Source organism: Limnobaculum parvum (assembly GCF_003096015.2).
Classification (GTDB): domain Bacteria; phylum Pseudomonadota; class Gammaproteobacteria; order Enterobacterales; family Enterobacteriaceae; genus Limnobaculum; species Limnobaculum parvum.
Genome location: NZ_CP029185.2, coordinates 3326947 through 3344765, shown reverse-complemented (window position 1 = coordinate 3344765; position 17819 = coordinate 3326947). Strand labels below are relative to the sequence as shown.

Genomic DNA, 17819 nt, shown 5'->3' with positions numbered 1-17819 from the left:
CCAGTAATGCGACCAGCAGGAGATGTTGACCGTTAATGGCTTTATTCTACAATGAAACACAAGGAATATATTGATGTCTTTTTTAAATAAGCCTTCATATGCAGTTGGAGCGTTGCTGCTAACGCTACCTGTTTTTACTGTTTTCGCTAATCCTGTAGCGCCAGATTCTAAGGTTGAACAAAGTTCAACGGTTGTTCAACCAGCAACAACGGCAGCACCATCTGAACCTGAAGCGGCAAAGGCCGGACAATCAGCTGATGTAGCGCCAGTTACGGTGAAAGAACAGAATAACATTCAACCATCTCCAGCAGCAGAACCGGCTAAGGATAGTGTACCAGACCCAAAGATGAGTACGCAGCAAGCTGTCATTGAGCCTGCAGCGACAAATTCAGCCCCTGATACAAAAGCAGCGCCAGTAGCTGGCGGAACTTCCGCGCCTACAGAAAATGCAACAACTGCAGCAGCGATCGCGGCAGATGCCGTTCCAGTATCTGCAACCGGTGAGCTTGCTTCAGCGACTGAGCCGAAGAAAGAGCCCCTCTCAGTTGTCACTGAACTGGAAACCACGCCATTATCATCGGTAAAATTTTCTCTGAGCAGTGAAGAGCAAAAACGTGCTTATGCCAGTGGCGTAACGCTGGCGCGTTACCTGCAAGAAAATATGGCTCAGCAAAAGAAACTGCATATTACCCTTGATCCTAATATCGTGCTGGCGGGCATTGTTGATACGTTTGCCGGTGATATAAAAATGGATGAAGCGATGGTTAAAAAGACCATGGCCGCGTTTGACGATCAGGTCAACACGCTGAATAAAGCCAAGGCGGAACAGGAAGCTGTGCGTGAACGTGAAATCGGTGACGCATACCGGGCTGATTTCGCTAAGATAAATAATGTGCAAAAAAGCAAGGAAGGGCTGCTCTATTTAGTTGAACAACAAGGCAGTGGTGCAGCCATTACCGATCAAGATATTGTTGAAGTTGAACTTCAAGGTATGCGGGTAAATGGAACCGTTTTTGAGAAGACCTCCTCTCCGATTTCATTAAAAGTGGCTGATGTGATCCCTGCATTACGCAGTGGTATCAAACTGGCTGGTAATGGTGGTCAAATTAAGTTAGTGGTACCACCAGAGCTGGGGTATGGCCCAAAGGGCGCGCTACCGGGTATTCCACCTAATGCAACGCTGATTTTTACTCTTAAGGTATTGCAGGTAACGCCAGCGGCTAAGCCAAGTAGGCCGAGTAAGGCAGCTAAACCGTTCAAAGCTAAATAATTAGTCTTCTGGAAAATAAATATGCTCAGCTGAGTGTCGACGTATTTATTCGTTTGAACAATATGATAATTTATGGTTCGCTGATGAAGGTATTTCTTAATTTCAGCGAACCATTTTAATTTATGTTGTCGAAGATGAGTAATTAGCATAATAGGCTATTCTTTTTGGGGAACTAAGATAATTTGATATTCTTTGCGTCTGCTTAGAATTTACCTGTAGGGTATAGAATTCGGATTCTGTTTTATTGCATAACAACATATGTCCTATCACCGGAGATGTAGATGAAATCACTATTTAAAGTAACGCTGTTAGCGACCGCAATGGCTTTCGCTACCGGGGCAATGGCCAACACTGTAGCAACGGCTGCACCAAAAAGCGCAGCACCGGCTAAGTTTGACAGCGAAGAGCAGAAGGCTGCCTATGCGTTAGGTGCTTCTCTGGGGGGCTATATGACTAACTCTCTGAAGGATCAGGATAAGTTAGGTGTAGTATTAGATCGTTCTCAAATTCAGGCTGGTTTTAAAGATGCCTTTGAAAGCAAAAGTAAATTAACCGATGCTGAAATTGAGCAAACTTTACAGACCTTTGAAGCCCGCGTAAAAGAGAAAGCGCATGCTAAGATGCTGGCTGATGGTAAAGTGAACGAAGAAAAAGGCGTTGCCTATCGTGATACTTTCGCTAAAGAAGACGGCGTGAAAAAAACGGCATCGGGTTTATTGTATAAAGTAGAAACAGCCGGTACCGGTAGCGCACCTAGCGATAGCGACTCTGTTGTGGTGAACTACAAAGGAACACTGATTGATGGCACCGAGTTTGATAACTCCTATACCCGTGGTCAACCAGCCACCTTCCGTCTGGATAGCGTAATTCCCGGTTGGACTGAAGGATTAAAACTCCTGAAAAAAGGTGGAAAAATGACCATGGTTATTCCACCATCTTTAGCCTATGGTGAGAACGTTGTTCCAGGGATTCCAATTAATTCTACATTAGTATTCCAAGTTGAATTGCTAGACGTTAAGTCTGAAAAAGCGGAAACGCCAGCAGCAGCCCCAGCGAAAGATAAGCAATAATTCTTTGCTTTGAAGAAAAACCGCAGAACGCCACTGCGGTTTTTTTATTTCTTATGTCAGCCCTGTTTTTGTTAAACTAACCAACACTTGTTAAGAATGCGTCTCCAGGTTTTTTTCAGTCTGAGGACCAATATGGACTAAATATATTGGAGAAAAATCATGTCTGATTCACCGCTATCCGGCGAATATGAGACGTTAGATGAGCAGCCATTTACCAGCGAAGATCACGATATTTTACGTTCTTATGAATCAGTAGTTGATGGTTTAGCTATGTTGATTGGCTCGCATTGTGAAATCGTCTTACATTCACTGGAAGATTTAAAGTGTTCGGCTATTCGTATTGCCAATGGCGAACATACTGGTCGTAAAATAGGTTCTCCAATTACGGATATGGCATTACGGATGCTACATGCCATGTCACATGATGACAGTAGTGTTTCTAAAGCTTATTTTACTCGTGCTAAAAGCGGTTCATTAATGAAATCGCTGACTATTGGCATTCGTAATAGAGACCATCGGGTTATTGGATTACTGTGTATTAATATGAATCTGGATGTGCCTTTCTCCCAGATCATGCAGACTTTTATTCCACCAGAAACCAAAGATGTTCATTCTAATGTTAACTTTGCCTCATCGGTTGACGATCTGGTTGCTCAAACATTGGAATTCACTATTGAAGAAGTGAATGCCGATCGGAACGTTTCGAATAATGCCAAGAATCGCCAAATCGTATTGAATCTGTATGAGAAAGGGATTTTTGATATTAAGGATTCAATTAATCATGTTGCCGATCGCTTGAATATCTCTAAGCACACCGTTTATCTCTATATCCGCCAGTTTAAGAGCGGTGATTTCTCAGGAAACGATCGGTGAGTCTAAGTTATACGCTGGTCGTTACCGGCCCGGCTTATGGCACTCAGCGGGCAACCAGCGCCTGGCAGTTTGCGCAGGCATTGATTGCTCGTGGCCACAAATTAGAGAGCGTATTTTTTTACCAAGAAGGTATCAGTAATGCGAACCAGTTAGTTTCTCCTGCTAGCGATGAGTTTGATTTAGTCAGAGCTTGGCAACGATTGGCGGAGCAACAAGGAACTGTGCTAAATGTTTGTGTTGCAGCAGCACTGCGTCGTGGTGTTGTGGATGAACAAGAAGCGGCATTACGCCAACAGACGGCGGCTAATTTACAACCGGGATTTGTACTAAGTGGATTGGGGTCATTAGCGGAAGCGATGCTGACTTGCGATCGCGTCATGCAGTTTTAGGCAGGCTGATTATGAAGAAAATAGCCTTTGTTTTTACGCATGTTCCTCATGGTTCCTCCGGAGGCAGAGAAGGGTTGGATGCTGTTTTAGCAACATCGGCTCTGACGGACGATATCGGTCTGTTCTTTCTTTCCGATGGTGTATTTCAGTTACTTCCTGATCAGCAACCCGATCAGATCCTGATGCGTAACTATATTGCGACCTTTGGTGTTCTGGCGTTATACGATATTGAGCAATGTTTTATTTGCAGTGATTCGATGCATGTTCGAGGGATTGATCTGGATGCGCCATTGGTTATTGATGCTATTCGTCTGAACCAGCAGCAAATACATGATTGCTTATCTGGCTATGATGTCGTGCTAACTTTTTAAGGATTACCGTGTTACATACTGTTTCACATTCACCTTATCAAATCGATATGAATACGCTGAGTAATGCCGTAGGGCAGAGTGATGTGTTGGTATTGATGCAGGATAGTGTAACGGCTGCACTAAAGGAGAGTCGTTGGCTGGCGCTGCTGATTCAGCGTAACCCAATTAATATTTATGTACTTCGGGAAGATATTGAAGCTCGGGGGCTATTATTACTGATAGATAGCCGAGTTGAGATTATTGATTACTCAGGTTTGGTGGATCTCAGTGTTAATCATTATCCTCAAGTGAATTGGTAATATTCCGCCCGCTATTGTTTTAGTGAATATTCTGATAAATCAAGCACCACATTCCTTTGTTCATCGTTCAATACTGTATATTTCTTGACAGCCACCCACTTCAGCCATAAAATTTTGCGTCCCTCAGTGTACCTATGCATTCAGGGATCGATTTATTACGTGTTTACGAAAGTAAAAAAACCAGGAGCTTTTTTTAATGGCAACAATTAATCAGCTGGTACGCAAACCGCGCTCAATGAAGGTTGCAAAAAGCAACGTTCCTGCGCTGGAAGCTTGCCCGCAGAAACGTGGAGTATGTACTCGCGTATATACCACCACTCCAAAAAAACCAAACTCTGCATTACGTAAAGTTTGTCGTGTACGTTTAACTAACGGTTTTGAAGTTTCTTCATATATCGGTGGTGAAGGCCACAACCTACAGGAGCACTCCGTGATCCTGATCCGTGGTGGTCGTGTTAAAGACTTGCCTGGTGTGCGTTATCATACCGTTCGTGGCGCGCTGGACTGCTCAGGTGTTAAAGACCGTAAGCAAGCCCGTTCCAAGTATGGCGTGAAAAAGCCGAAGTCTTAATGGTTACCCGTTAAGTAAGGCCAAACATTTTTAACTTAATGTCAAAATAAACTCATCGAGTTTTGGACAATCCTGAATTAACAACGGAGTATTTCCATGCCACGTCGTCGCGTCATTGGTCAACGTAAAATTCTGCCAGATCCTAAGTTCGGATCTGACTTACTGGCCAAATTTGTAAATATTTTAATGGTAGATGGTAAAAAATCTACCGCAGAAGCTATCGTTTATACAGCGCTTGAGACTTTATCTCAGCGTTCTGGTAAGAACGAATTGGAAGCTTTTGAAATTGCCCTGGACAACGTAAGACCGACTGTAGAAGTTAAGTCTCGTCGTGTTGGTGGTTCTACATATCAGGTACCGGTTGAAGTTCGTCCGGTTCGCCGTAATGCACTTGCCATGCGTTGGATTGTAGAAGCTGCTCGTAAACGCGGTGATAAATCCATGGCTTTACGCTTAGCGAATGAACTGTCTGATGCTGCAGAAAACAAAGGTACTGCAGTGAAGAAACGTGAAGACGTTCACCGTATGGCTGAAGCCAACAAGGCGTTCGCCCACTACCGTTGGTAATTTATTTTCGGTAGTTATGCTAATCATCATGCGGGCGCTTTTTAAGTTGACCCGCATGGGTTATCTGAAGAACGACCTAGTAATCGAGGAATAAAATGGCTCGTGTAACCCCTATTGAGCGTTATCGCAACATCGGTATCAGTGCTCACATTGACGCCGGTAAAACAACCACTACCGAACGTATCCTGTTCTACACCGGTGTAAACCATAAAATCGGTGAAGTACATGATGGCGCAGCGACTATGGACTGGATGGAACAGGAGCAAGAACGTGGTATTACTATCACTTCTGCTGCTACCACCGCGTTCTGGTCTGGTATGGCTAAACAGTTTGAACCGCACCGTGTTAATATCATCGACACCCCAGGACACGTAGACTTCACTATCGAAGTAGAACGTTCAATGCGTGTGTTAGATGGTGCGGTAATGGTTTATTGTGCTGTTGGTGGCGTTCAGCCACAGTCAGAAACTGTATGGCGTCAAGCGAATAAATATAAAGTTCCACGTATCGCGTTCGTTAATAAAATGGACCGTATGGGTGCGAACTTCCTGCGCGTAGTAGGACAACTGAAAAGTCGTCTTGCAGCTAATCCAGTTCCAATTCAACTGCCTATTGGCGCAGAAGAAAAATTCACCGGTGTTATTGACCTGGTGAAAATGAAAGCTATCAACTGGAACGAAGCAGATCAGGGCGTAACCTTCGAATACGAAGAAATCCCTGCTGACATGAAAGATCTGGCCGATGAATGGCACCAGAATCTGGTTGAGTCTGCTGCTGAAGCTTCAGAAGAACTGATGGACAAATACTTGGGCGGCGAAACGCTGACCGAGGCAGAAATCAAGAAAGCTCTGCGTCAGCGTGTGCTGAATAGCGAAGTTATTCTGGTTACCTGTGGTTCAGCCTTTAAAAATAAAGGCGTGCAGGCAATGCTGGATGCAGTGGTTGAATATCTGCCGGCACCAACTGACGTTGAATCAATCAACGGTATGTTGAATGATGGTAAAGATACTCCAGCAGTTCGTCATTCAAGTGACAAAGAGCCGTTTGCTGCGTTAGCGTTTAAAATTGCAACCGACCCATTTGTTGGTAACTTGACGTTCTTCCGCGTTTATTCTGGTGTTGTAAATTCAGGCGATACCGTTCTGAACTCAGTAAAAGATAAACGTGAACGTTTTGGTCGTATCGTTCAGATGCATGCTAACAAGCGTGAAGAGATCAAAGAAGTTTGTGCTGGTGATATCGCAGCTGCCATTGGCCTGAAATATTCCACCACGGGTGATACTTTATGTTCAGAAGCTGCTCCAATTATTCTTGAGCGTATGGAATTCCCAGAGCCAGTAATCTCTGTTGCAGTTGAGCCAAAAACCAAAGCCGATCAGGAAAAAATGGGTATTGCCCTTGGCCGTTTGGCTCAGGAAGATCCATCATTCCGTGTTTGGACTGATGAAGAATCAGGTCAAACTATTATCGCGGGTATGGGTGAATTACACTTAGATATCCTTGTTGACCGTATGCGTCGTGAGTTTGGCGTTGAAGCGAACGTGGGTAAACCACAGGTTGCTTATCGTGAAACTATCCGTGAAACCATTACAGACGTTCAGGGTAAACACGCTAAACAGTCTGGTGGTCGTGGACAGTACGGTGACGTTGTTATCGATATGTCTCCGTTGGAAGCTGGTGGCGCAGGCTACGAGTTCGTCAACGATATCAAGGGTGGTGTAATTCCTGGCGAATTCATCCCTGCGGTGGATAAAGGTATTCGGGAACAACTGAAGTCTGGCCCTCTGGCTGGCTATCCGGTTGTTGATATCAAAGTGCGCCTGCACTACGGTTCTTACCATGATGTCGACTCCTCAGAATTGGCGTTTAAATTGGCTGCTTCTATAGCCTTTAAAGAAGGCTTCATGAAAGCCAAACCAATTCTGCTGGAACCAATCATGAAGGTTGAAGTAGAAACTCCAGAAGACTACATGGGTGATGTGATCGGTGACTTAAACCGTCGTCGTGGTATCATCGAAGGTATGGAAGACATGGCTACAGGTAAATCTGTACGTGCTCAAATTCCACTATCTGAAATGTTTGGTTATGCTACAGACCTGCGTTCACAAACACAGGGTCGTGCTTCTTACTCTATGGAGTTCTTGAAGTACAGTGAAGCGCCAAATAACGTTGCTACAGCAATTATCGAAGCTCGCAAGGCTAAATAAGCCTCACGGGTAATAAATTTATATCCCAATCCCCCTCGGATAGAGGGGGATAGTGTAAAGGAAGAGAATCGTGTCTAAAGAAAAATTTGAACGTACAAAACCGCACGTTAACGTTGGTACTATCGGCCACGTTGACCATGGTAAAACTACTCTGACAGCAGCTATCACCAACGTATTAGCAAAAGCTTACGGTGGTCAGGCTCGTGCATTCGATCAAATCGATAACGCACCAGAAGAAAAAGCGCGTGGTATTACCATCAATACTTCTCACGTAGAATATGACACCCCAAGCCGTCACTATGCACACGTTGACTGCCCAGGACACGCCGACTACGTTAAGAACATGATCACTGGTGCTGCTCAAATGGACGGCGCTATTCTGGTAGTAGCAGCAACTGACGGCCCAATGCCACAAACTCGTGAGCACATCCTGTTAGGTCGCCAAGTAGGCGTTCCTTACATCATCGTGTTCCTGAACAAGTGCGACATGGTTGATGACGAAGAGCTGTTAGAACTGGTTGAAATGGAAGTACGTGAATTACTTTCAATGTATGACTTCCCAGGCGACGATACACCAATCGTACGCGGTTCTGCGCTGAGAGCGTTAGAAGGCGTTCCTGAGTGGGAAGCTAAGATCATCGAATTAGCCGGTTTCCTGGATAGCTATATCCCAGAGCCAGAGCGTGCAATTGACCGTCCGTTCCTGCTGCCAATCGAAGACGTGTTCTCTATTTCAGGCCGTGGTACCGTTGTTACCGGTCGTGTAGAGCGCGGAATTGTGAAAGTCGGTGAAGCGGTAGAGATCGTAGGTATCAAAGATACCGTACAAACGACTTGTACTGGCGTAGAAATGTTCCGTAAGTTACTGGACGAAGGCCGTGCGGGTGAGAACGTAGGTGTTCTGCTGCGTGGTACTAAGCGTGAAGAAATCGAGCGTGGTCAAGTACTGGCTAAGCCAGGTAGTATCAATCCACATACCCAGTTCGTATCAGAAGTTTATATTCTGAGCAAAGATGAAGGTGGCCGTCATACGCCATTCTTCAAAGGCTACCGCCCACAGTTCTACTTCCGTACAACTGATGTGACCGGTACTATCGAACTGCCAGAAGGCGTAGAGATGGTAATGCCAGGTGATAACATTCAGATGACAGTAACGCTGATCGCACCAATCGCGATGGACGAAGGTTTACGCTTCGCTATCCGTGAAGGTGGTCGTACTGTTGGTGCTGGTGTTGTTGCTAAGATCATTAAGTAATAATTATTACTTATCGATGAAAAAGGGTGCTTTGGCACCCTTTTTTATTGTCCGAATTTTAGACAGTTGCTCAATCATCGTATTTCTATTTTAAATTCCTCAGGAAAGGGGGCGACAAAACTCCTTTTAAATCGACATAGTTGAATTTAATCCCAGTTATCCCTTGCGCTATGGCCCTAAATCTGTAAAATGCTCAGGCCTGCACTTTTATGTGGTGCGGTATAAGTTCAAATGAGAACTTATTACTAAGCAGTTTTGTCAGTCCGACATGAATTGATTAGTAACAATACTCCCGATCTGGGGGTTACATGAAGAACGATTACACTCCCCCATCAATCGAAATGGGTGTGGGTAGTAATTTTTTACGTTTATAAAATAATTGGAGCTCTGGTCTCATGCAGAACCAAAGAATCCGTATCCGCCTGAAAGCGTTTGATCACCGTTTGATTGACCAATCAACTGCGGAAATCGTCGAGACTGCTAAGCGCACTGGCGCTCAAGTTCGTGGTCCGATCCCGTTGCCGACCCGCAAAGAGCGTTTTACCGTTCTGATCTCTCCGCACGTCAATAAAGATGCGCGCGATCAGTACGAAATTCGTACTCACAAGCGTCTGGTTGATATCGTTGAGCCAACCGAGAAAACGGTTGATGCTCTGATGCGTCTGGATCTGGCTGCCGGTGTTGACGTGCAGATCAGCCTGGGTTAATCAGGTCATTGAGCGATTGAGAGGTTGAAACAATGATTGGTTTAGTCGGTCGTAAAGTGGGAATGACCCGCATCTTTACTGAAGATGGCGTATCTATCCCCGTTACAGTTATCGAAATTGAAGCGAACCGTGTTACTCAGATTAAAGATCTGGCTAATGACGGATACCGTGCTGTACAGGTTACTACCGGTGCTAAAAAAGCAAACCGTGTAACCAAACCAGAAGCGGGTCACTTCGCTAAAGCTGGTGTTACAGCTGGCCGTGGCCTGTGGGAATTCCGCCTGAATGAAGGTGAAGAATTCGCAGCAGGTCAAGAAATTAACGTTGATATTTTTGCTGACGTTAAAAAAGTTGACGTTACCGGTACATCAAAAGGTAAAGGTTATGCTGGCACTGTTAAGCGCTGGAATTTCCGCACTCAGGATGCTACCCATGGTAACTCTTTGGCACACCGTGGTCATGGTTCAATCGGTCAGAACCAGACTCCAGGTAAAGTGTTCAAAGGCAAGAAAATGGCAGGCCACTTAGGTGACGAGCGTGTAACCGTTCAAAGCCTGGACGTAGTACGTGTTGACGCTGAGCGCAACCTGCTGCTGGTCAAAGGTGCTGTTCCGGGAGCAACCGGTAGCGACCTGATCGTTAAACCGGCTGTCAAGGCGTAACGTCGAGGAGATAGGAATGGAATTGGTAATGAAAGACGCGCCTGGCGCGCTGACTGTTTCCGAAACTACCTTCGGGCGTGATTTCAATGAAGCGTTAGTACATCAGGTTGTTGTTGCTTATGCAGCAGCTGCTCGTCAAGGTACTCGTGCTCAGAAGACCCGCGCTGAAGTAACAGGTTCCGGTAAAAAACCGTGGCGTCAAAAAGGCACCGGCCGTGCGCGTTCAGGTTCTGTAAAGAGCCCGATCTGGCGTTCAGGCGGCGTGACTTTTGCTGCTCGTCCACAAGACCACAGCCAGAAAGTCAACAAAAAGATGTACCGCGGCGCACTGAAGTGCATTCTGTCCGAACTGGTACGTCAAGATCGTCTGATTGTAGTCGAGAAGTTCACTGTAGAAGCACCTAAAACTAAGTTGCTGGTACAGAAACTGAAAGAAATGGCTCTGGATGATGTGTTGATCATCACTAGCGAAGTTGAACCTAATCTGTACCTGGCAGCAGGTAACTTACACAAGGTTGACGTTCGTGATGTTGCTGGCATCGATCCATTTAGCCTTATCGCTTTTGATAAAGTGGTGATGACTGCTGACGCTGTGAAGCAAGTAGAGGAGATGCTGGCATGATCCGTGAAGAACGCCTGCTGAAAGTCCTGCGCGCACCACATGTTTCTGAAAAAGCCTCTAGCGCAATGGAAAAGCACAATACTATCGTGCTGAAAGTTGCTAAAGATGCAACCAAGGCAGAAGTTAAAGCTGCTGTTCAGAAGCTGTTTGAGGTTGAAGTCAATGAAGTTCGTACTTTGCTGGTTAAAGGCAAAACGAAACGTCATGGTCAGCGTGTTGGTCGTCGTAGCGACTGGAAAAAAGCTTACGTCACTTTGAAAGAAGGCCAGAATTTGGACTTCATCGGCGGCGCAGAGTAAGTCGGAGGATTGAAAAACAATGGCAATTGTTAAGTGTAAGCCAACATCTCCGGGTCGTCGCCACGTAGTTAAAGTGGTTAACCCTGAGTTGCACAAGGGCAAGCCTTATGCCCCATTGCTGGAAAAAAACAGCAAATCAGGTGGCCGTAACAACAATGGCCGTATCACCACGCGTCATATTGGTGGTGGTCACAAGCAGCATTACCGTTTAGTTGATTTCAAACGCAACAAAGATGGTATTCCTGCTGTTGTTGAGCGTCTGGAATATGATCCGAACCGTTCCGCGAATATCGCGCTGGTTCTGTATAAAGACGGTGAACGCCGTTATATTCTAGCGCCAAAAGGCCTGAAAGCCGGTGACCAAATCCAATCTGGTGTTGATGCAGCTATTAAGGTAGGTAACGCCCTACCAATGCGTAACATCCCAGTGGGTTCTACGGTTCACAACGTTGAAATGAAACCAGGTAAAGGCGGCCAAATGGCTCGTTCTGCTGGTGGATATGTTCAAATCGTTGCCCGTGAAGGTTCCTATGTAACGATACGTCTTCGTTCTGGCGAAATGCGTAAAGTATTATCTGATTGCCGCGCCACCTTAGGTGAAGTTGGTAACTCAGAGCATATGCTGCGCGTACTGGGTAAAGCTGGTGCTAGTCGTTGGCGTGGTATTCGTCCTACCGTTCGCGGTACTGCGATGAACCCAGTCGATCACCCACACGGTGGTGGTGAAGGTCGTAACTTTGGTAAACATCCTGTGACTCCATGGGGCGTTCAGACCAAAGGTAAGAAGACCCGTAGCAACAAGCGTACCGATCAATATATCGTACGTCGCCGTAGTAAAAAATAATTAGAGGATAAGCCATGCCACGTTCTCTCAAGAAAGGTCCATTTATAGACCTGCACTTGCTGAAGAAGGTAGAGAAAGCGGTGGAAAGCGGAGACAAAAAGCCTGTTAAGACTTGGTCCCGTCGTTCAACGATCTTTCCAAACATGATCGGTTTGACCATCGCTGTCCATAATGGTCGTCAGCACGTTCCAGTATTTGTTTCCGATGAAATGGTCGGTCATAAACTGGGCGAATTCGCGCCGACTCGTACTTATCGCGGCCATGCGGCTGACAAAAAAGCCAAAAAGCGCTAAGGTAGGAGGAAGAGATGGAAACTATCGCTAAACATCGCCACGCTCGTTCTTCTGCTCAGAAGGTTCGCTTAGTTGCAGACCTGATTCGCGGTAAGAAAGTGTCGCAAGCTCTGGAAATTTTAACCTACAACAACAAGAAAGCTGCTGATCTGGTTAAAAAAGTACTTGAGTCTGCCATTGCAAACGCAGAACACAACGATGGCGCTGACATCGACGATCTGAAAGTCGCGAAAATCTTTGTCGACGAAGGTCCAAGCATGAAGCGTGTAATGCCTCGTGCAAAAGGCCGTGCAGATCGTATCCTGAAGCGCACCAGCCACATTACTGTGGTTGTGTCCGATCGCTGAGACTCTGGAGAATAGCAATGGGTCAGAAAGTACATCCGAATGGTATTCGACTGGGTATTGTCAAACCTTGGAACTCTACCTGGTACGCAAATACCAAAGAATTCGCTGATAACCTAGACAGCGACTTTAAAGTTCGTCAATTCTTAACTAAAGAATTGTCGAAAGCTTCTGTTTCTCGCATCGTTATCGAGCGTCCTGCGAAGAGCATCCGTGTGACTATTCACACTGCTCGCCCAGGCATCGTTATCGGCAAGAAAGGTGAAGACGTCGAAAAACTGCGCAACGCGGTAGCATCTATTGCTGGCGTGCCTGCGCAAATTAATATCGCCGAAGTCCGTAAACCGGAACTAGACGCTAAATTGGTTGCTGACAGCATCACTTCACAGCTGGAACGTCGCGTTATGTTCCGTCGTGCTATGAAGCGTGCAGTTCAAAACGCCATGCGTATAGGCGCTAAAGGTATCAAAGTGGAAGTAAGCGGCCGTTTAGGCGGTGCTGAAATCGCGCGTACCGAATGGTACCGTGAAGGTCGTGTTCCGTTGCATACTCTGCGTGCGGATATCGATTATAACACTTCTGAAGCGCACACCACTTATGGTGTAATCGGCGTAAAAGTGTGGATCTTCAAAGGTGAGATCTTGGGTGGTATGGCTGCCGTTGAACAACCGGAAAAACCGGCTGCTCAACCGAAGAAGCAGCAGCGTAAAGGCCGTAAATAAGGAGCATCGCTGATGTTACAACCAAAGCGTACAAAATTCCGTAAAGTGCACAAGGGCCGCAACCGTGGTCTGGCTGCTGGTGCGGATGTGAGCTTCGGCACTTTCGGTCTGAAAGCTGTTGGCCGCGGTCGTCTGACTGCTCGCCAAATCGAGGCGGCACGTCGTGCCATGACACGTGCAGTTAAGCGTCAAGGTAAAATCTGGATCCGTGTGTTCCCAGACAAACCAATCACTGAAAAGCCGCTTGAAGTGCGTATGGGTAAAGGTAAGGGTAACGTGGAGTATTGGGTTGCCCTGATTCAACCGGGAAAAGTCCTGTATGAAATGGATGGTGTCTCGGAAGAAATTGCCCGTGAAGCATTCAAGCTGGCAGCAGCAAAACTGCCGATTAAAACCACCTTTGTAACTAAGACGGTGATGTAATGAAAGCAAAAGAGCTGCGTGAAAAAAGTGTTGAAGAGCTGAACACTGAGCTGCTTAACCTGCTGCGTGAACAGTTTAATCTGCGCATGCAAGCAGCAAGCGGTCAACTGCAACAGTCTCACCTGTTGAAACAAGTGCGTCGTAATGTTGCACGTGTGAAGACTTTACTGAATGAGAAGGCGGGTGCGTAATGACTGATAAAATCCGTACTCTGCAAGGTCGTGTTGTTAGTGACAAGATGGAGAAATCCCTTGTTGTAGCGATTGAGCGTATGGTGAAGCACCCGATGTATGGTAAGTTCATCAAACGTACGACTAAGCTGCACGTACATGACGAGAACAATGAATGTGGAATCGGCGATCTGATCGAAATTCGTGAATGCCGTCCGCTGTCTAAGACTAAGTCTTGGACACTTGTTCGAGTTGTAGAGAAAGCTGTTCTGTAATAGAGTATGCTTTCTTAAACAAAATAAACGGCTCAGTTAACGGGCCGTTTATTTTTTCTACCCAACATCGGAAAGCGGTGGTATAATGCCGCGCCCCGATGTATGGGGCTTTATACGACCCGTGAGGGTCCTTAGTAGTTGACATTAGCGGAGCACTAAGATGATCCAAGAACAGACTATGCTGAACGTCGCTGACAACTCTGGCGCACGTAGCGTAATGTGTATCAAGGTTCTGGGTGGATCGCACCGTCGCTATGCTGGCGTGGGCGACATCATTAAAATTACCATCAAGGAAGCAATTCCTCGCGGTAAAGTTAAAAAAGGTGATGTCCTTAAGGCTGTAGTGGTGCGTACCAGAAAGGGTGTTCGTCGCCCTGACGGATCTGTCGTTCGCTTCGATCGTAATGCTTGTGTGTTATTAAATAACAACAGTGAGCAACCGATCGGTACGCGTATTTTTGGGCCGGTGACTCGTGAACTGCGTTCTGAAAAGTTCATGAAAATCATCTCTCTGGCACCAGAAGTACTGTAAGGAGCGAACCATGGCAGCGAAAATCCGTCGTGATGACGAAGTTATCGTGTTAACCGGTAAAGATAAAGGTAAACGCGGTAAAGTTAAGAATGTTCTGTCTTCCAGTAAGATTGTTGTTGAAGGTATCAACCTGGTGAAGAAACATCAGAAGCCGGTTCCGGCTCTGAACCAACCAGGTGGCATCGTTGAAAAAGAAGCTGCAATTCAAGTTTCTAACGTTGCAATCTACAACACAGCTACAGGTAAGGCTGACCGTGTAGGCTTTCGTTTTGAAGACGGCAAAAAAGTCCGTTTCTTCAAATCTAATAGCGAAACTATCAAGTAATTTGGAGTAGTACGATGGCGAAACTGCATGATTACTACAAAGAACAGGTAGTAAATAAACTGGTAGACCAGTTTGGCTACAAATCTGTCATGCAAGTCCCTCGGGTCGAGAAGATCACCCTGAATATGGGTGTTGGTGAAGCGATCACTGATAAGAAACTGCTGGATAACGCAGCAGCTGATTTAGCAGCGATCAGTGGTCAAAAACCGCTAATCACCAAAGCACGCAACTCTGTTGCAGGCTTCAAAATCCGCCAGGGCTATCCGATCGGCTGTAAAGTGACCCTACGTGGCGAACGTATGTGGGAATTCTTAGAGCGTCTGATTTCTATTGCTGTACCTCGTGTACGTGACTTCCGTGGCTTAAATCCTAAGTCATTTGATGGTCGTGGTAACTACAGCATGGGCGTGCGTGAGCAGATTATCTTCCCAGAAATCGACTATGACAAAGTCGATCGCGTACGTGGTTTGGACATTACCATTACCACTTCTGCGCAATCTGACGAAGAAGGCCGCGCTCTGCTGGCTGCCTTTAACTTCCCGTTCCGCAAGTAAGGTAGGGTTACTAATGGCTAAGCAATCAATGAAAGCACGTGAAGTTAAACGTGTGAAGTTAGCAGACAAGTTCTACGCAAAGCGTACTGAACTTAAAGCGATTATCTCTGATGTGAATGCATCCGATGAAGACCGTTGGAATGCAGTGCTCAAACTGCAAACTCTTCCACGTGATTCCAGTCCAAGCCGTCAACGTAACCGTTGCCGTCAAACAGGCCGCCCACACGGCGTTCTGCGTAAATTTGGATTGAGTCGTATCAAGGTCCGTGAAGCCGCAATGCGCGGTGAGATCCCGGGTCTGAAAAAGGCTAGTTGGTAATATCACCATTGAATCACGGGAGTAGAGACAGATGAGCATGCAAGATCCGATCGCGGATATGCTGACCCGTATCCGAAACGGTCAGGCCGCGAACAAAGTTGCGGTCGCTATGCCTTCCTCCAAGCTAAAAGTGGCTATTGCCAAAGTGCTGAAGGAAGAAGGTTATATTGAAGATTACAAAATTGAAGGCGACACCAAGCCTGAACTGGAATTAGTACTAAAGTACTTCCAGGGAGCGCCTGTTGTAGAAAGTATTCAGCGAATCAGCCGTCCAGGTCTGCGCATCTATAAAAGAAAAGATGAGCTACCAAAAGTTATGGCTGGTTTAGGTATTGCTGTTATTTCTACTTCTAAAGGTGTCATGACCGATCGTGCAGCTCGCCAAGCAGGACTTGGTGGCGAGATTATCTGCTACGTAGCTTAATTCAGGAGGAAAAAATGTCTCGTGTTGCAAAAGCACCCGTCGTTATTCCTGCTGGCGTAGAGGTAAAACTCAACGGTCAGGTTATAACTATTAAGGGTAAAAACGGCGAGCTGTCGCGTACAGTCCATGATTCCGTTGAAGTTAAGCAGGAAAACAATGCAATTACTTTCGCACCACGCGAAGGTTTTGTAGACGGATGGGCCCAAGCGGGTACCGTACGTTCTCTGATTAACGGAATGGTTATCGGTGTTACTGAAGGCTTCACTAAGAAGCTACAGCTGGTAGGCGTAGGTTACCGTGCAGCAGTTAAAGGTGATGTGGTGAATTTAGCGTTAGGCTTTTCTCATCCAATTGACCATAAACTGCCAGCAGGCATTACTGCCGAATGTCCAAGCCAAACTGAAATCATCCTGAAAGGGGCTGATAAGCAGGTAATTGGTCAAATCGCAGCAGAATTGCGTGCCTACCGTCGTCCTGAGCCATATAAAGGCAAGGGTGTCCGTTACGCCGACGAAGTCGTGCGTACCAAAGAGGCTAAGAAGAAGTAAGGTAACACTATGGATAAGAAAGCAGCTCGTATCCGTCGTGCGACCCGCGCACGTCGTAAGATTAAAGAACTGTGTGCGACTCGCCTGGTGGTTCACCGTACTCCGCGCCATATTTATGCGCAGATTATCGCACCAAACGGTTCTGAAGTTCTGGCAGCCGCTTCTACATTAGAAAAGGCTATTACAGAACAATTGAAGTATACCGGAAACAAAGATGCCGCAGCAGCAGTAGGTAAAGCTATCGCTGAGCGTGCACTGGCTAAAGAGATTACGAAAGTATCTTTTGACCGCTCTGGTTTCCAATATCATGGTAGAGTCCAGGCGCTGGCAGATGCTGCCCGCGAAGCTGGCCTTCAGTTCTAAGGTAGAGGTGTAAGATGTCTCACATCGAGAAACAAGCTGGCGAACTGCAGGAAAAGCTGATCGCGGTTAACCGCGTATCTAAAACCGTTAAAGGTGGTCGTATTTTTAGCTTCACCGCACTAACTGTAGTGGGTGATGGCAACGGTCGCGTTGGTTTTGGTTACGGGAAAGCGCGTGAAGTTCCAGCAGCGATCCAGAAAGCGATGGAAAAAGCCCGTCGCAACATGATGAATGTCGCATTAAACAACGGAACCCTGCAGCATCCTGTTAAAGGTGCTCATACCGGTTCTCGCGTGTTTATGCAGCCAGCATTCGAAGGTACCGGTATTATCGCCGGCGGTGCAATGCGCGCCGTTCTGGAAGTCGCCGGAGTACGTAACGTATTGGCTAAGGCTTATGGTTCAACTAACCCGATTAACGTGGTTCGTGCAACTATTGATGCCTTGGAGAATATGAAGTCTCCTGAGATGGTTGCTGCTAAGCGCGGTAAAACTGTCGAAGACATTCTGGGGTAATGAGCA

General features: G+C 46.3%; 29 protein-coding genes. All 29 read left to right on the top strand.

What is annotated here, in order from left to right; translation table 11 throughout:
* Nucleotides 1-73: 73 nt before the first annotated feature.
* The 29 genes from HYN51_RS14100 to rpsE all read left to right on the top strand — a co-directional run bounded on the left by HYN51_RS14100 (nt 74) and on the right by rpsE (nt 17813).
* Nucleotides 74-1270 carry an FKBP-type peptidyl-prolyl cis-trans isomerase gene (locus HYN51_RS14100; RefSeq protein ID WP_108900594.1) on the top strand — a complete coding sequence of 399 codons (1197 nt, stop codon included), beginning with the start codon at nt 74-76 and terminating at the stop codon, nt 1268-1270.
* A gap of 281 nt (nt 1271-1551) precedes the next feature.
* On the top strand, nt 1552-2340 hold the full coding sequence (gene fkpA / locus HYN51_RS14095; RefSeq protein WP_108900593.1) for an FKBP-type peptidyl-prolyl cis-trans isomerase: 789 nt from the start codon (nt 1552-1554) through the stop codon (nt 2338-2340).
* Nucleotides 2341-2499: 159 nt separating this feature from the next.
* Nucleotides 2500-3213, top strand: a complete 714-nt coding sequence (locus HYN51_RS14090) for a helix-turn-helix transcriptional regulator (RefSeq protein ID WP_108900592.1) — start codon at nt 2500-2502, stop codon at nt 3211-3213.
* Nucleotides 3210-3602: a sulfurtransferase complex subunit TusD gene (gene tusD / locus HYN51_RS14085; protein ID WP_108900591.1), complete on the top strand. Its 393-nt coding sequence runs from the start codon at nt 3210-3212 to the stop codon at nt 3600-3602. The genes HYN51_RS14090 and tusD overlap by 4 nt, the downstream gene beginning before the upstream one ends.
* Before the next feature lie 5 nt (nt 3603-3607).
* On the top strand, nt 3608-3973 hold the full coding sequence (tusC, locus tag HYN51_RS14080) for a sulfurtransferase complex subunit TusC (RefSeq protein ID WP_192878491.1): 366 nt from the start codon (nt 3608-3610) through the stop codon (nt 3971-3973).
* Nucleotides 3974-3981: 8 nt separating this feature from the next.
* Nucleotides 3982-4272, top strand: a complete 291-nt coding sequence (gene tusB / locus HYN51_RS14075; RefSeq protein ID WP_108900589.1) for a sulfurtransferase complex subunit TusB — start codon at nt 3982-3984, stop codon at nt 4270-4272.
* Between the two features lie 196 nt (nt 4273-4468).
* Nucleotides 4469-4843 (top strand): 30S ribosomal protein S12, encoded by a 375-nt coding sequence (rpsL, locus tag HYN51_RS14070; RefSeq protein WP_108900588.1) that lies wholly within the window; start codon nt 4469-4471, stop codon nt 4841-4843.
* 96 nt (nt 4844-4939) lie between these two features.
* Nucleotides 4940-5410, top strand: coding sequence for a 30S ribosomal protein S7 (gene rpsG / locus HYN51_RS14065; protein ID WP_108900587.1), 471 nt, complete (start codon nt 4940-4942; stop codon nt 5408-5410).
* A 95-nt stretch (nt 5411-5505) separates the two neighbouring features.
* On the top strand, nt 5506-7617 hold the full coding sequence (gene fusA, locus HYN51_RS14060; protein ID WP_108900586.1) for an elongation factor G: 2112 nt from the start codon (nt 5506-5508) through the stop codon (nt 7615-7617).
* Between the two features lie 70 nt (nt 7618-7687).
* Nucleotides 7688-8872, top strand: a complete 1185-nt coding sequence (gene tuf / locus HYN51_RS14055) for an elongation factor Tu (protein ID WP_108900585.1) — start codon at nt 7688-7690, stop codon at nt 8870-8872.
* Between the two features lie 395 nt (nt 8873-9267).
* Complete coding sequence (gene rpsJ, locus HYN51_RS14050; RefSeq protein WP_001181005.1) at nt 9268-9579, top strand: 30S ribosomal protein S10; 312 nt, start codon at nt 9268-9270, stop codon at nt 9577-9579.
* A gap of 32 nt (nt 9580-9611) precedes the next feature.
* Entirely contained in the window at nt 9612-10241 is a 630-nt protein-coding gene (rplC, locus tag HYN51_RS14045; protein WP_108900584.1) for a 50S ribosomal protein L3, read from the top strand.
* A gap of 16 nt (nt 10242-10257) precedes the next feature.
* The gene (gene rplD / locus HYN51_RS14040) at nt 10258-10863 is read left to right on the top strand and encodes a 50S ribosomal protein L4 (protein WP_108900583.1); all 606 of its coding nucleotides are present in this window, start codon (nt 10258-10260) and stop codon (nt 10861-10863) included.
* Nucleotides 10860-11162, top strand: coding sequence for a 50S ribosomal protein L23 (gene rplW / locus HYN51_RS14035; protein ID WP_029095676.1), 303 nt, complete (start codon nt 10860-10862; stop codon nt 11160-11162). The genes rplD and rplW overlap by 4 nt, the downstream gene beginning before the upstream one ends.
* A gap of 19 nt (nt 11163-11181) precedes the next feature.
* Nucleotides 11182-12006 (top strand): 50S ribosomal protein L2, encoded by an 825-nt coding sequence (rplB, locus tag HYN51_RS14030; protein ID WP_108900582.1) that lies wholly within the window; start codon nt 11182-11184, stop codon nt 12004-12006.
* A 14-nt stretch (nt 12007-12020) separates the two neighbouring features.
* Nucleotides 12021-12299, top strand: a complete 279-nt coding sequence (gene rpsS / locus HYN51_RS14025) for a 30S ribosomal protein S19 (protein ID WP_029095678.1) — start codon at nt 12021-12023, stop codon at nt 12297-12299.
* 14 nt (nt 12300-12313) lie between these two features.
* The gene (rplV, locus tag HYN51_RS14020) at nt 12314-12646 is read left to right on the top strand and encodes a 50S ribosomal protein L22 (protein WP_108900581.1); all 333 of its coding nucleotides are present in this window, start codon (nt 12314-12316) and stop codon (nt 12644-12646) included.
* A gap of 17 nt (nt 12647-12663) precedes the next feature.
* Entirely contained in the window at nt 12664-13365 is a 702-nt protein-coding gene (gene rpsC, locus HYN51_RS14015; RefSeq protein WP_108900580.1) for a 30S ribosomal protein S3, read from the top strand.
* A 12-nt stretch (nt 13366-13377) separates the two neighbouring features.
* Nucleotides 13378-13788 (top strand): 50S ribosomal protein L16, encoded by a 411-nt coding sequence (gene rplP, locus HYN51_RS14010; RefSeq protein ID WP_029095681.1) that lies wholly within the window; start codon nt 13378-13380, stop codon nt 13786-13788.
* Complete coding sequence (rpmC, locus tag HYN51_RS14005) at nt 13788-13979, top strand: 50S ribosomal protein L29 (protein ID WP_047779697.1); 192 nt, start codon at nt 13788-13790, stop codon at nt 13977-13979. Before rplP ends, rpmC begins: the two co-directional genes overlap by 1 nt.
* A complete protein-coding gene (gene rpsQ / locus HYN51_RS14000; RefSeq protein WP_108900579.1) occupies nt 13979-14233 on the top strand; it encodes a 30S ribosomal protein S17 in 255 nt (84 codons plus the stop codon). The genes rpmC and rpsQ overlap by 1 nt, the downstream gene beginning before the upstream one ends.
* A 160-nt stretch (nt 14234-14393) precedes the next feature.
* Complete coding sequence (rplN, locus tag HYN51_RS13995) at nt 14394-14765, top strand: 50S ribosomal protein L14 (protein WP_108900578.1); 372 nt, start codon at nt 14394-14396, stop codon at nt 14763-14765.
* A gap of 10 nt (nt 14766-14775) precedes the next feature.
* Nucleotides 14776-15090, top strand: a complete 315-nt coding sequence (gene rplX / locus HYN51_RS13990) for a 50S ribosomal protein L24 (protein ID WP_108900577.1) — start codon at nt 14776-14778, stop codon at nt 15088-15090.
* A 14-nt stretch (nt 15091-15104) separates the two neighbouring features.
* Nucleotides 15105-15644, top strand: coding sequence for a 50S ribosomal protein L5 (gene rplE / locus HYN51_RS13985; protein ID WP_047779699.1), 540 nt, complete (start codon nt 15105-15107; stop codon nt 15642-15644).
* Nucleotides 15645-15657: 13 nt separating this feature from the next.
* Nucleotides 15658-15963, top strand: a complete 306-nt coding sequence (gene rpsN, locus HYN51_RS13980; protein WP_047779700.1) for a 30S ribosomal protein S14 — start codon at nt 15658-15660, stop codon at nt 15961-15963.
* A gap of 31 nt (nt 15964-15994) precedes the next feature.
* Complete coding sequence (gene rpsH, locus HYN51_RS13975) at nt 15995-16387, top strand: 30S ribosomal protein S8 (protein WP_108900576.1); 393 nt, start codon at nt 15995-15997, stop codon at nt 16385-16387.
* Nucleotides 16388-16401: 14 nt separating this feature from the next.
* The gene (gene rplF, locus HYN51_RS13970; RefSeq protein ID WP_108900575.1) at nt 16402-16935 is read left to right on the top strand and encodes a 50S ribosomal protein L6; all 534 of its coding nucleotides are present in this window, start codon (nt 16402-16404) and stop codon (nt 16933-16935) included.
* Nucleotides 16936-16944: 9 nt separating this feature from the next.
* Nucleotides 16945-17298, top strand: a complete 354-nt coding sequence (gene rplR / locus HYN51_RS13965; RefSeq protein ID WP_029095689.1) for a 50S ribosomal protein L18 — start codon at nt 16945-16947, stop codon at nt 17296-17298.
* A gap of 14 nt (nt 17299-17312) precedes the next feature.
* The gene (gene rpsE / locus HYN51_RS13960) at nt 17313-17813 is read left to right on the top strand and encodes a 30S ribosomal protein S5 (RefSeq protein WP_029095690.1); all 501 of its coding nucleotides are present in this window, start codon (nt 17313-17315) and stop codon (nt 17811-17813) included.
* Nucleotides 17814-17819 lie beyond the last annotated feature (6 nt).